We start from the raw sequence: 12,721 nt of genomic DNA, 5'->3' as shown, positions 1-12,721 counted from the left end.
ATCGATGGCCCGCCCTATCCCGAACCCGTGACCTCCCCTGCCTCTGAAGGCCTCGTCCTGCGCGACGGCCCCGCGCTGCCGCCGCTTTCGCATTTCAAGCTCGCTGCCTTCGACATGGACTCGACGCTGATCAGCATCGAGTGCATCGACGAGATCGCCGCGTTGGCGGGCAAGGGGAGCGAGGTCGCCGCCATCACCGAAGCCGCGATGCGCGGCGAGATCACCGACTTCAAGGACAGCCTGCGCCGGCGTCTCGCCCTCCTCGCCGGCGTGCCGGCCGGCGTGCTGGACCGTGTGCTGGCCGAGCGACTCACATTCAACCCCGGCGCCCGCGAACTTTGCGCGGCGCTGAAGGCAGCCGGGCTCAAGCTGGTGCTCGTCTCCGGCGGCTTCACCTTCTTCACGCGCTTCGTGGCGGCCGAGCTGGGCATGGACTTCGTGCGCAGCAACGAACTGGAGATCGAAGGCGGCAACCTCACCGGCCGCGTCGTCATGCAGGACTGGGGCGACATCTGCGACGGCGAGCAGAAACGGCTGATGCTGCTGCAGTGCTGCGAAACCATCGGCTGCCGGCCCGACCGATCAATAGCCGTCGGCGACGGCGCCAACGACCTACCGATGATGGGCGCTGCCGGCCTGTCGGTGGCCTATCACGCCAAGCCCAAGGTGCGCGAACAGGCCCGCATCGCCATCAACGAGGGCGGCTTGGCGCGCTTGCTGGAGCTGCTTCAGCCGTGAAGCGGCTGGCGGCGCTGCTGCTGGCCACCGTGCTCACCAGCACGGCGGCGGCGCAGTCGACGCCCCCGCTGCCCCCGCTGCGCTTTGTCGCGGCGACCAACAACGCGCTGCCCATCGCCGACTTCGATGCCAAGGGCCAGCTCGTCGGCGGCATCGCCAAGGATTTGGGCGAACTGATCGCCACCGGCCTCGACCGGCAGGCCCGCTTCATCCCGATGGCGGGCAAGCAGGTCAGTGCCGCCCTGCTCGCCGGCGAGGCCGACGCGGTCTGCTTCGTGCTGCCCGAATGGCTGCAGGGCGATTTCCGCTGGACGCGCGGCCTCATTCCCGACGCCAGCCTGGTCGCCGCCCACGCCGATGCGCCGGCCCTCAGGACGCTGGAGCAACTGGCCGGCCAGCCGCTCGGCACCGTGCAGGGCTACAACTACTCGCGCGTTGAACATGCCCTGGGCAAATCGTTCAAGCGCGCCGACGTGCCCAGCATGGCAGCCAATCTGCGCCGCCTGGCCGCCGGCAAGCTGCGCTACGCCCTCGTGGAGAAGACCTCGCTGCAATATTTCCTGCACGAGCAGCCGGATGCGCCGGTGCGCATCGCCTGGGTCATCGACCGCTTCGATGCGCGCTGCGCCTTCTCGCCCCGCTCGGGCGTGCCCTTCCCCGAGGTGGCCTCGGTGCTGGACCTCCTCGTGCGCGACGGCAGCGTCGCTCGCATGCTGGCGCGCTACCGCTGAGGCGGCACCTTCGGTTGTCGACCGCGGCAATGACCGGACCGCCGCGAGATCCTCAACCGGCCGCCAGCACCCTCACCTGGGCGTCCCCGAAGGCGACGATCTGGCCAGCACGGATCTTGGCCGTCTTGCGCAGCTCGACCTGGCCGTCGACCCGGACTTCGCCGGCCGTGATCAGGGCCCGCGCCCGCCCGCCGCTCTCGACCAGGCCCATGGCCTTGAGCAGCTTGTCGAGCTCGATGTAGTCGCCGCGCAGCGTCAGCTCAAGCATGCTGGGCCTTCTTCGCCTTCTTCGCCTTCTTCGCCTTCTCCGCGGATTCGCGGATGGCGGTCAGCGTGCTGCGCGAGGTGGAGACGTCGCTGGACAGGCGCAGATGCAGCAGGGCCGGCTTGCCGGCGGCGATGGCCGCATCCAGGGCCGGGCCGACCTGCTCCGTGCTGTCGGCCTTGAAGGCCGCGAAGCCGAAGGCCTCGGCGAGCTTGGCGAAGTCGGGATTGAAGAGGTCGCTGCCCGCCACGCGGCCCGGGTACTCGCGCTCCTGGTGCATGCGGATGGTGCCGTAGGTGCCGTTGTCGACGACGACGACGAGCAGCTTCTTCGCGCCATAGCCGGTGGCCGTGGCCAGCTCCTGGCCGGTCATCAGGAAGTCGCCGTCGCCGGCGATGTTGACGACCCAGCGGTCCTGCAGCAGGGCCGCCGCGACGGCCGCCGGAACGCCATAGCCCATGGCGCCCGACGTCGGCGCGAGCTGGGTCTTTCCGAAGCGGTGCAGGCCCGTGTAGCGGTGGAAGCGGTGCAGCCAGCCACTGTAGTTGCCGGCGCCGTTGGTGAAGATCGTGCCTTCGGGCAGCTTGGCGTCGATGAGGTGGATGACCTCGGCCATGTCGAGCGGCGCCACTGGCGCCGGCACGAGGTTGGCCCGGTAGTCGGCGTTGGCCGCGGCCGTCCAGTCGCGCCAGGCGATGTCGGCCGGCGGCGACAACAGGGCCAGGGCCGGCGCGGCCTGGCTCATGCTGGCGTTGATCAGCAGCTCGCCGGTGTACACGCGGCCCAGTTCCTCGGCGCCGGCATGGATGTGGATGAGCGCTTGAGCGGGGCGCGGCGCCTGCAGCAACGTGTAGCCGCCGGTCGTCATCTCGCCCAGGCGCGGGCCGACGGCCAGGATGAGGTCGGCCTCCTTGACGCGCGCGGCCAGCTTGGGATTGATGCCGATGCCGACGTCGCCGGCGTAGTTGGGGTGGACGTTGTCGAACAGGTCCTGGAAGCGGAAGGCGCAGCCGACGGGCAAGCCCCAGGCTTCGGCGAAATGCTGCAGGGCCGCCGTGGCCTCGGGCGTCCAGCCACCGCCGCCGGCGATGACCAGCGGCTTCTTGGCGGCCGCCAGGCGCTCACGCAGCTCGGCCAGCGCGCCGGGCGTCGGCGCCGCTTCAGCGGGCCGAGCGGGGGCGACGACGGGCGCCGTGATCGGCTGGGTCAGCATGTCCTCGGGCAGCACCAGCACCACGGGGCCGGGCCGGCCCTGCATGGCGGTGTGGAAGGCACGGGCCACGTATTCGGGCAGGCGCTCGGCGTCATGCACCTCGCCCACCCACTTGGCCATGCCCAGGGTGCCAGGGCCGAACATCTGGCGGTAGTCGACCTCCTGGAAGGCCTCGCGGTCGCGCTGGTCGCTGGCGACCTGGCCGATGAAGAGGATCATCGGCGTCGAATCCTGGAAGGCCGTGTGCAGGCCGATGCTGGCGTTGGTCGCGCCCGGGCCGCGGGTCACGAAGCAGATGCCGGGCCGCCCGGTCAGCTTGCCCTGGGCTTCGGCCATGAAGGCGGCGCCGCCCTCCTGCCGGCAGGCGACGAAGCGGATCTTGTCGGCGTATTCGTGGAAGCCGTCCAGTACGGCCAGGAAGGATTCGCCGGGCACGCCGAAGGCCGTGTCGACGCCCTGGGCGATCAGCGCCTCGACCAGCTTGTGGCCGGCCAGACGGGAGGTTTGAGCTTGTCTAGTCATGTTGGAACTGTAGCTGGCGACGCCGGCGGGCCTGTCCCCTGAGCACGGGCTTGCCGTCAACGCGTCGCCTTCTCGACGGCGCGCTCGATCATCTTGTCCTTGAGCGTGTCGTCGCGCGTGACGCCCAGGGCCTTGTGCAGCGCCGACGGCCCGCTGCTGGCCTCGTCGGGCTTGGGCACGGGCGTGGCGGGCACCACGGTGACGGCGCCGCCCGTCACGGCCTGGTCGCGGTAGCCCGGCGGGCATTCGGCGTTGGTGTAGGAGACCTCCTGGCCCTTGACGCATTTGCGCAGGCCGCCCGGCCGGGCCTTGGCGTCGCCCGCCGGGCCGGCGCTGCTCGAGGAATCGGCCAGGCTCTGGACCTTGGCGGCCGATGTCCCCAGCCAGGCCTGCAAAGGCGCCCGCTGCTGCCAGGCCAGGCCGAGAACGGCCGCCAGCAGCAATCCAATGACAAGACCACGAATCGACATGAGGGCAATGCGGAAAAGCTGATGGCACCACTGTAGCGGCGCTGCCCGACTACGCCTTCACCAGTCCCCGCCACGACCAGCGCGGCAGGCTCAGGTCGTCGGGCACGGCCTGGCCGCGGTTCGGGTAGGCGGCCATGGCTTGCGTCGTGGCCCAGGCGAAGTAGTCGTGCAGCACGCGACGCAGTTCCTCATCGGACACACCAGCATCGATCAGCGCCGCATCGAAGCAGGCGATGGCGCGGCTGTCCATCTCCTCGTGCGGGCCGTTGCCGCTGTGGGCCTGCACGACGGCCGAATGGCTGCCGAGCTCGGCGCTGTACAGCGCCGGGCCACCCCAGGCCTCGGCCCAGTAAGCCGCCAGGCGCTCGGTGTGCCGGGGATGGAAGCCGTGGCTGAAGGCGTGGGCCACCACCTCGTCGGCCAACACCCGCGCATGCCAGGCCCGGGCCAGACGCAGCACGGCGTCCTGGCCGCCGAGGGCGTGGAACAGGCTTTCTTGTCGCATGGCTCCCTCCATCGAAAGGCCAGCGACGATGACCGGCGTCGGGCCGCCCGTCAAGCCGGGCTCGTCACGTGGCGGCGGCCACCATCGCGCGCCGCCGCGCCAGGCCCATGCCGACCAGGCCTGCCGACGCCACGCCCATCAGCAGGGCCGCGGCCGAACCGGCGAACACACCGCGCGGCATGCCGTGGTCCAGGATGGCGCCGAACACCGGCGCCGCCAGCGCGAAGCCGATGTCCAGGCCCGAATAGACCGTGCCGTAGACGCGGCCCGTCGCTCCCGGCGGCGAGGCGCGCTTGATCAGCATGTCGCGCGACGGGCCGGCCAGGCCGGTGCCGAAGCCGGCCAGGGCCGCCACGACGGCCGCCAGGGTGCCGGGCAGCCAGCCGGTGGCCGTCAGCAGCAGCAGGGCTGCCGCCAGCGCCAGTGCCAGCGCGATGGTGCGCTCCAGCCTCTCGGCCCTGGCCACCAGGAAACCGCCGCAGACCATGCCGGCCGCGCCCGCCAGCATGTAGCCGGTGACGACATAGGCGGTCAGCGCCAGCGGCAGGCCGTAGATCTGGTGCAGGGCCGGGCTGGCAAAGCTCTGGATGGCCGACAGGGCCGCCGTGCTCCAGAAGAAGAAGGAGAAGCACAGCCAGACCGAGGGCAGTTTCAGGAAGGCCATGGGGTGCTCGACCTTGGCACCGGCCGCCGGCTTGGCGTGGCCCCAGGAACCCTGGCGGTCATCTATTGCCGAACGCTGCCAGAACAGCAGCGCCATCACCGTCAGCGCCACCAGGGCGGTGCCGAGATAGGCCAGGCGCCAGTTGCCGGTCGCCTCGGCGATGCCGATGGAGAACACCGGCGCGAAGGCCCAGCCCAGGTTGCCGCTGATGCCGTGCACCGAGAAGGCATGGCCCAGGCGCGGCTGCGAGACGCGCTTGTTCAGGATGGTGAAGTCGGCCGGGTGGAAGGGTGCGTTGCCGACGCCCGCCAGCGCCGCTGCCAGCATCAGGCCGCCAAAGCCCTGGGCCAGGCCGGCGGCGATGGAGGCGAGGAAGAAGCTGGCCATGGCCGCGAACAGCACCGGTCGGGCACCGACGCGGTCGACGATGAAGCCCGACAGCGCCTGGCCGGCGCCGGAGATGACGAAGAAGGTCGTCACCAGCAGGCCCAGTTCGGAATAGCTCAGGCCAAAGGCCTGGATGAAGGCCGGGAACAGCGGCGGCAGCAGCATGTGGAAGAAATGCGAAGTGCCGTGGGCGAGGCCGATGGTCGAGATCGTCGTGACGTCGCGCCGGCGCTGCTGGCTGGCGTCGAGGGAAGCGGCAATGGCGGTGCTCATGCCCTCAATGTAGGCAGGGACGGGTCGGCGCAGTTACGATGGTTCGTCAAGTTCTGTCGAAATCCGGTCATGCCCAGCCGCCGCAGCTTTCCCGCCTTCTCGCCGGAGCTTTTCGCGCCGACGCCCGAGCGCCCGCTGCGGGCGAAGTCGCGCCGGCTGGAACACCTGGCCGACATCCAGCCGCATCGTCACGACTGGGCCCAGCTGGTCTTCTCGATGACGGGGGCGGTGCGCGTCAACACCGAGGTGTCGACCTATATCGTGCCGCCGTCGCGCGCCGTCTGGATTCCGCCCGGTCTCGTCCATGCGGTGACGGCCATCGAGCAGGCCGAGCTGCACACCCTCTACCTCAAGCCCGGGCTGCTGGCCGGCGAGGCCTGGAGCGCTGGCCGCGTGCTGGAGGTCTCGCCGCTGCTGCGCGAGCTGGTGCTGGCCCTGCCGGCCGTCCCCGACCCGGCACCGCCGGAGGGCGCGCAGGATGCCGAGCGCCGCCGCGGCATCGAGCGGCTGGTGCTGATCGAACTGCAGCGCGCCCGTCCGCTGGCCCTGGGGGTCGCCCTGCCCCAGGACGCCCGCCTGCGCCGGCTCTGCGAGGCCATGCTGAACGAGCCCGGGCGGCACGCCGGCCTGGAGGCATGGGCTCTGGAGGCCGGTGCCAGCCCGCGCACGCTGAGTCGGCTGTTCCGCGAGCAGCTGGGCACCAGCTTTGCGCAGTGGCGCTCGCAGCTGCTGCTGGCCCACGCCCTGACCCTGGCCGCCCGCGGGCGGCCCATGAGCCATATCGCCACCGAACTCGGCTACGCCAGCGCCAGCGCCTTCACCGCCATGGTGACGCGCACGGTGGGCATGCCGCCGAGCCGCTTCTTCGCGGCGGCCTGAGGCGCTCAGCGCCGGTGCCGCTCGCTGATCAGCACCGTCGGGAAGCTCACCGGCAGGGTGCGCGGATAGTCGCGGCTGAAGTGCAGGCCGCGGCTCTCATGCCGCATCAGGGCCGAGCGCACGATGAGTTCGGCGCACTCCACCAGGTTGCGCAGCTCCAGCAGGTCGCGCGTGACGCGAAAGCTCCCGTAGTAGTCGTCGATCTCGCCGCGCAGCAGCGCGATGCGGTGCAGGGCCCGCTCCAGGCGCTTGGTGGTGCGCACGATGCCGACGTAGTTCCACATCAAGAGGCGCAGCTCGTCCCAGTTGTGGGCGATGACGACCTGCTCGTCGGCGTTCTCGACCTGGCTTTCGTCCCAGGCCGGGATGGGCGCGGACTCCTGCGCGGCCTGCTCGAGGATGTCGGCCGCGCAGGTCTGGCCCAGCACCACGCATTCCAGCAGTGAGTTGCTGGCCAGGCGGTTGGCGCCATGCAGGCCGGTGTAGCCGGTCTCGCCCACCGCATACAAGCCCGGCAGGTCGCAACGGCCAGCCAAGTCGGTGACGGCGCCACCGCAGGTGAAGTGCACGGCCGGCACGACGGGGATGGGCTGCCTGGCGATGTCGATGCCGAGCTTCAGGCAGCGCGCATGGATGGTCGGGAAATGCTCGATGAGGAAGGCTTCGCCCAGGTGGGTGGCGTCCAGCCACACATGGTCCAGGCCGTGCTTCTTCATCTCGAAGTCGATGGCGCGGGCGACGATGTCGCGCGGCGCCAGCTCCATGCGCTCGTCGTGGGCGGCCATGAAGCGGGTGCCGTCGGGCAATTTCAGGTGGCCACCCTCCCCGCGCAGCGCCTCGGTGATGAGGAAGCTGCGCTCCTGCGGGTGGTAGAGGCAGGTCGGGTGGAACTGGATGAACTCCATGTTCGCGACCCGGCAGCCCGCCCGCCAGGCCATGGCGATGCCGTCGCCGGTGGAGGTGTCGGGGTTGGTGGTGTAGCGGTAGACCTTGCCGGCGCCGCCGGTGGCCAGCACGACGGCACGCGCCGGCAGGGTCTCGACGCGCTGGGCGTCGATGTCCAGCGCATAGGCGCCGTAGACGCGCGGGACTTCATCGCGCTGCACATGGCGCGAGGTGATGAGGTCCAGCGCCATCCAGCGCTCGCGCAGCGTGATGTTGGGGTGCTTGCGGGCCACGGCCAGCAGCTGGTCGTGGATGGCCTTGCCGGTGGCGTCGGCGGCGTGGGCGATGCGGCGCACCGCGTGGCCGCCCTCTCGCGTCAGGTGCAGGCCCATGGGGCCGGTGTCGTCGGTCGTGAAGGGCACGCCCTGCTCGACCAGCCAGCCCACGGCGGCGGCACTGCGCTCGGCGATGAAGCGGGCCGTGGCCTCGTCCACCAGGCCGGCGCCGGCGTCCTGGGTGTCGCGCACATGGCTTTCGATGGAGTCGTCGCTGCCCAGCACGCCGACGATGCCACCCTGGGCCCAGGCCGTGGCCGCCTCGGTGAGCTCGCGCTTGGCGAGGATGACGACGGGCACGCTGTCGGCCAGGTGCAGGGCCACGGTGAGGCCGGCCAGGCCGGCGCCGATGATGACGACGGGGGCGTCTTGGGGGGCAGCAGTCATGAGTGGGCATTGTCCCGCAGGGGCGCAAGCCCTGTACCAAGGTGAGGATTGCCCAATCGACGACCCTGCCTCCTCGCTATGCTGCGCCCGCTGTCGACGAGGAACAGCCGAGGAACCGCATGAAGACATTCAACTGGGCCGGCGTGATTGCCGGCTTTTTGCTGGCCACTACTTTTGCGCAGGCCGCCCCACCGCCGGCCGAGCTGTTCTACAAGGACGCCGACATCGCCGAGGCCGTGCTGTCGCCCTCCGGCAAGCGGTTGGCCATCACATCGGCCAAGGGCGTGCAGCGCATCGGCCTGGTCGTTCTCGAACTCGGGCCGGGCGGCAAGCTGACGCGGGTCGCGCAGTTCACCGATGGCGACGTCTGGCACGTGCAATGGGTCAACGAGGACCGGCTGGTGTTCGGCGTCATGGACCTGTCGGACGGCAGCGGCCGCCCCAACGGTGCGCCGGGGCTCTACGCCGTCAATGCCGACGGCAGCCAGTTCCGCCAGTTGGTGCGTCGCATGGGCAAGCCCTTCATCACCAACGGCGAGGAAGATCGCCTGCTCAGCTGGAATCACCGCCTGCTGCGCGTGCCGGCGCCGCGTGCGGGCGCGGTCAACGAGGAGGTGCTGGTCGTCGAGTTCACGCCGAACTACAACAACTACAGCGAAACGCCGAAGTGGCTGAACACGCGCAACGGCCGCAGCCGCGAGGCTGACTTCAACGCGCCTCCCAACACCGTGGGTTGGCTGACGGACAGCCGCGGCGAGCCCCGCGTGGCCTTCACGCGCAGCAAGGACCGGCAGGCCGCCTTCTGGCGCGACCCTGCCGCCGCCAAGGGCTGGACCCAGCTCTACGAAGGCGACTTGCTCAACACGCCCTTCAGCGTCGTCTCCGCCGACGACGCCGGCGGCCTCTACGTGACGCGCAGCGAAGGCCCCGAGGGCTACCGCGTGCTGAAGCGCTATGACTTCGAGCACCACACGCCCGAGGCCAAGCCGCTGGTCGTCACCCCGGGCTTCGACTTCACCGGGCATATCGTCAGCGACGACAGCGGCAAGACGCTGGGCGTGCGACTGCTCGTCGACGGCGAGACGACGGTGTGGTTCGACGAGGCGTTGAAGACGCTGCAGGAGCGCACCGATCGCCTGCTGCCCAACCGCATCAACAGCATCAGCTGCCGCCGCTGCGGTGCGCCGGACGTGGTGGCCCTGGTGCGTTCGTCCAGCGACCGCGATCCGGGCCGGCTCTACCTCTACCAGGCCCAACCGCCCGCGGGCGAAAAGCCCTGGACGTCCATCGGCCCCGTGCGCGACGGCGTCAAGGCGGAGCAGATGGCCGCGCAGGACCTGCATCGCATCAAGGCACGGGACGGCCGCGAACTGCCGGTCTGGGTCACGAAGGACCCCGCCGCCAAGGGCCCGCTGCCCGCCGTCGTCCTCGTGCATGGCGGACCCTGGGTGCGGGGCAGCTACTGGGGCTGGCACGCCGATGCGCAGTTCCTCGCCTCGCGCGGCTATGCCGTCATCGAGCCCGAGATGCGCGGCAGCACGGGCTATGGCGAGGCGCACTTCCGCGCCGGCTTCAAGCAGTTCGGCCTGGCCATGCAGGACGATGTGGCCGACGCACTGAAATGGGCCCAGGCGCAGGGCATCGCCAGCGACAAGGCCTGCATCGCCGGCGCCAGCTACGGCGGCTACAGCACGCTGATGGGCCTCATCAAGGACCCCGGCCTCTATCGCTGCGGCGTCGCCTGGGTGGCGCTGTCCGACCTGGACCTCTACCTGAGCGGCTCCTGGTGGATCAGCGACGACATCAGCAAGGCCGGCCGCCAGTACACCCTGCCCGAGATGGTGGGCGACCCCGTCAAGGACGCGGAACTGATCGCCGCCAACTCACCGGTCAAGCAGGCGGCCCGCATCAAGGCGCCGCTGTTGCTGGCCTTCGGCGAGGCCGACCTGCGCGTGCCCCTGGCCCACGGCGAACGCCTGCGCAAGGCCATGCACGAGGCCGGCAACGACCCGGTCTGGGTGACCTACCCCGGCGAAGGCCACGGGTTCTCGGTGCTGAAGAACCGCGTCGACTTCGCGGAGAGGATGGAGAAGTTCCTGGCCAAGTATCTTGGCCCCGCGCAGCCTTGAGACTCGCACCGCGGACGACGGCTTTGAGGCGATTGCCGTCTCTTGCGGCAGGCAGCCAGGCTCACGCCCCGGAACACGAAGCAGTCATCGACTGAGCTGATCGGGTGGCGCCCTCGATAATCGAGACGCCCCTCGCTGGTTCGAGACGCCCAAGCTTCATCATGGATAAATTCTTGCTTCAACAGCAGGTGCTGGAACGGCTCGCCGAGGATCTGCTGCAGGCCGAAGCGGCCGCACGGGTGGCACATGAAACGGCGACTCACGAAGAAAACATCGCCGAAAACAAATACGACACCTTGGGTCTCGAAGCCGCCTACCTGGCCACCGGCCAGGCGCGTCGCGCGGAAGCCATCCGCCAGGCGATCGCCAATTGGCGCCAATTCCGCCCACGCTCCTACGACGCCAGCCTGGGGATACAACTCGGCGCGCTGGTCTGCCTGGTCGACGCCAACGACAAGCAGCAACAGCTCTTTCTCGGCCCTGACGGGGGCAGCATGAAGTTGGTCAGCGGCGCCGAGCTCGTTCAGGTCATCAGCAGCCAGGCCCCGTTGGGCAGGGCCATGCTGGGCAAACACGAGGGTGATGAGGTGTCGGTACTGATCGCTCCCACCCGCCTGCAGTTTGAGGTGCTGCGGGTTCAATAGGCCGCGAGCGAGTTCACGTTGGCTGCACAGACCTGACCCATGCATGCATCAACACTGATGCCGCAGGCACCGCCCTTGCCGCCAGCTCCACAGTTGCCGAGGCTTTACACCTTTCGCCGCTGCCCCTACGCAATGCGCGCACGGATGGCGCTGCTGCAAGCCGGGCGGGTCTTCGAGGCAGTGGAGGTCAGCTTGCGCGACAAGCCGGCAAGCTTGCTGGCCTTGTCGCCCAAGGCGACGGTACCCGTGCTGCAACTGCCCGATGGCAGCGTGATCGAAGAGAGTTGGGACATCATGCGCTGGGCACTGGCCGCGCCCGATACGCAGGGCTGGTGGGCGCGAGCGCAGTCGCCTGCGAACCTTGACCTGCTGCAGCGAAACGACGGCGACTTCAAGCACCACCTGGACCGTTGGAAGTACCCCCAGCGCTACGCAAGTGAGACTCTCAAGCCAGACGCACACCGCGACGGGGCGCTGCATGTGCTGCTGCGACCGCTGGAGGCAAGGCTGCACAGCGCGCCCTACCTAGGAGGTGCCACGCCCTGCGCCACCGATCTGGCCCTGATGCCCTTCGTACGTCAGTTCGCCTGCGTGGACCCGGAGTGGTTTGCCACGCTGGACTTGCCGTCGCTGCGGTTCTGGCTGAATGGCTGGCTCGCCGACCCGCTATTCGCTGCCTGCATGGTCAAGTTGCCTGCAGAAGGCATCCATCGCTTCCCGGACCGAACTAGCCCTTGAACCCGTTGTAATGCCGCCGCCACTCCGGCGGCTTCCACAGGTGCGCCAGGCGCAGGCCCCAGGTCTTTTCCTGGGCCATGTCGTGGAACATGGCGCGCCATTCGTGGGCGTTCAGCCAGAACAGGTTGTGTGTGTAGAAGGGGTGCTCAAGGCCGTAGTCCACCGCCTCTTCCTCGGGCTGGAAAGTGCCGAACATACGGTCGAAGACGATCAGCATGCCGCCGAAGTTCTTGTCGATGTACTGCGGGTTGCGGCCGTGATGCGCGCGGTGGTGGGAAGGCGTGTTGAAGAGGAACTCGAACCAGGCCGGCATCTTGTCGACCCAGCTGGTGTGCACGAAGAACTGGTAGCCCAGGTTCAGCGACAGCGCGAACAGCACCCAGCGCGGCTCGAAGCCCAGCCACACGGCCGGCAGATAGAACAGCCAGTTGCCGGCTATTGGGTAGAACCAGCTCTGGCGCAGCGCCGTGCCGAAGTTCATCTTCTCCGACCCATGGTGCACGACGTGGGCGCACCAGAACCAGCGGATGCGATGGCTGCCGCGGTGGAACCAGTAGTAGAGGAACTCCACCAGGAAGAACAGCCCGACGAAGCGCCAGACGGTAACGTCGATGGTGAAGAGGCGGTGGTCATAGACCCAGCCCATGGCTGGCAGCACCAGCACGACGAGAAGGATCAGGTCGGCGACCAGATAGCTGCCGCCGCTGTTCATGCTGTCGACCGTGTCCCAGAGGTCGAAGACGCCGGTCTTGCGGAAGCGCCAGGCCTCCATGGCGATGAAGACGGCGAAGATGGGCGACAGCATGACCAGCGTCAGGTCGCGCCAGTCGCCGTGGCGATGGTAGAGGTCGAGCAGCCAGTCCATGGCCCGCATGATGCGACTTTGGGACCCCCCTGGCTTGACGGGTGACCCCAGGTTTTTGACAAATCGCGCCAGCGCTGGCGTTATCCCGGCC

At 69.2% G+C, this 12,721-nt stretch carries 13 protein-coding genes; 6 read left to right on the top strand and 7 right to left on the bottom strand.

What is annotated here, in order from left to right; genetic code table 11:
- Window positions 1–27: 27 nt before the first annotated feature.
- Together serB and AC3WOE_RS00575 are read left to right on the top strand one after the other, a co-directional pair.
- Complete coding sequence (serB, locus tag AC3WOE_RS00580) at window positions 28–738, top strand: phosphoserine phosphatase SerB (protein WP_492687554.1); 711 nt, start codon at window positions 28–30, stop codon at window positions 736–738.
- The gene (locus AC3WOE_RS00575; protein WP_492687553.1) at window positions 735–1,469 is read left to right on the top strand and encodes a substrate-binding periplasmic protein; all 735 of its coding nucleotides are present in this window, start codon (window positions 735–737) and stop codon (window positions 1,467–1,469) included. The genes serB and AC3WOE_RS00575 overlap by 4 nt, the downstream gene beginning before the upstream one ends.
- Window positions 1,470–1,521: 52 nt before the next feature.
- On the opposite strand, the gene AC3WOE_RS00570 is transcribed toward AC3WOE_RS00575, so the two are convergent.
- The 5 genes from AC3WOE_RS00570 to AC3WOE_RS00550 all read right to left on the bottom strand — a co-directional run bounded on the left by AC3WOE_RS00570 (window position 1,522) and on the right by AC3WOE_RS00550 (window position 5,768).
- Window positions 1,522–1,737 (bottom strand): RNA-binding S4 domain-containing protein, encoded by a 216-nt coding sequence (locus tag AC3WOE_RS00570; RefSeq protein ID WP_492687552.1) that lies wholly within the window; start codon window positions 1,735–1,737, stop codon window positions 1,522–1,524.
- Window positions 1,730–3,469, bottom strand: coding sequence for a thiamine pyrophosphate-binding protein (locus AC3WOE_RS00565; RefSeq protein ID WP_492687551.1), 1,740 nt, complete (start codon window positions 3,467–3,469; stop codon window positions 1,730–1,732). The genes AC3WOE_RS00570 and AC3WOE_RS00565 overlap by 8 nt, the downstream gene beginning before the upstream one ends.
- Window positions 3,470–3,525: 56 nt before the next feature.
- On the bottom strand, window positions 3,526–3,939 hold the full coding sequence (locus AC3WOE_RS00560; RefSeq protein ID WP_492687550.1) for a hypothetical protein: 414 nt from the start codon (window positions 3,937–3,939) through the stop codon (window positions 3,526–3,528).
- 49 nt (window positions 3,940–3,988) lie between these two features.
- A complete protein-coding gene (locus AC3WOE_RS00555) occupies window positions 3,989–4,444 on the bottom strand; it encodes a group II truncated hemoglobin (RefSeq protein WP_492687549.1) in 456 nt (151 codons plus the stop codon).
- Window positions 4,445–4,508: 64 nt separating this feature from the next.
- Complete coding sequence (locus tag AC3WOE_RS00550) at window positions 4,509–5,768, bottom strand: MFS transporter (RefSeq protein WP_492687548.1); 1,260 nt, start codon at window positions 5,766–5,768, stop codon at window positions 4,509–4,511.
- A gap of 69 nt (window positions 5,769–5,837) precedes the next feature.
- Between AC3WOE_RS00550 and AC3WOE_RS00545 the strand changes: the two genes are divergently transcribed.
- Window positions 5,838–6,647, top strand: a complete 810-nt coding sequence (locus tag AC3WOE_RS00545; RefSeq protein ID WP_492687547.1) for an AraC family transcriptional regulator — start codon at window positions 5,838–5,840, stop codon at window positions 6,645–6,647.
- Window positions 6,648–6,652: 5 nt separating this feature from the next.
- Here the strand turns inward: AC3WOE_RS00545 and nadB are convergent, their stop codons facing one another.
- A complete protein-coding gene (gene nadB, locus AC3WOE_RS00540) occupies window positions 6,653–8,254 on the bottom strand; it encodes an L-aspartate oxidase (RefSeq protein WP_492687546.1) in 1,602 nt (533 codons plus the stop codon).
- 119 nt (window positions 8,255–8,373) lie between these two features.
- Here nadB and AC3WOE_RS00535 point away from each other — a divergent pair, with 119 nt between their 5' ends.
- The 3 genes from AC3WOE_RS00535 (at window position 8,374) to AC3WOE_RS00525 (ending at window position 11,765) form a co-directional block, all read left to right on the top strand.
- Window positions 8,374–10,383, top strand: coding sequence for a S9 family peptidase (locus tag AC3WOE_RS00535; RefSeq protein ID WP_492687545.1), 2,010 nt, complete (start codon window positions 8,374–8,376; stop codon window positions 10,381–10,383).
- Window positions 10,384–10,544: 161 nt separating this feature from the next.
- Entirely contained in the window at window positions 10,545–11,027 is a 483-nt protein-coding gene (locus tag AC3WOE_RS00530; protein ID WP_492687544.1) for a GreA/GreB family elongation factor, read from the top strand.
- Window positions 11,028–11,084: 57 nt separating this feature from the next.
- On the top strand, window positions 11,085–11,765 hold the full coding sequence (locus tag AC3WOE_RS00525; protein ID WP_492688466.1) for a glutathione S-transferase: 681 nt from the start codon (window positions 11,085–11,087) through the stop codon (window positions 11,763–11,765).
- Here the strand turns inward: AC3WOE_RS00525 and AC3WOE_RS00520 are convergent.
- Window positions 11,755–12,630 (bottom strand): sterol desaturase family protein, encoded by an 876-nt coding sequence (locus AC3WOE_RS00520; protein ID WP_492687543.1) that lies wholly within the window; start codon window positions 12,628–12,630, stop codon window positions 11,755–11,757. The genes AC3WOE_RS00525 and AC3WOE_RS00520 overlap by 11 nt on opposite strands.
- Window positions 12,631–12,721 lie beyond the last annotated feature (91 nt).

It is taken from the genome of Roseateles sp. FW305-36 (assembly GCF_058787015.1).
This window is presented reverse-complemented; position numbering and strand designations above follow the sequence as displayed.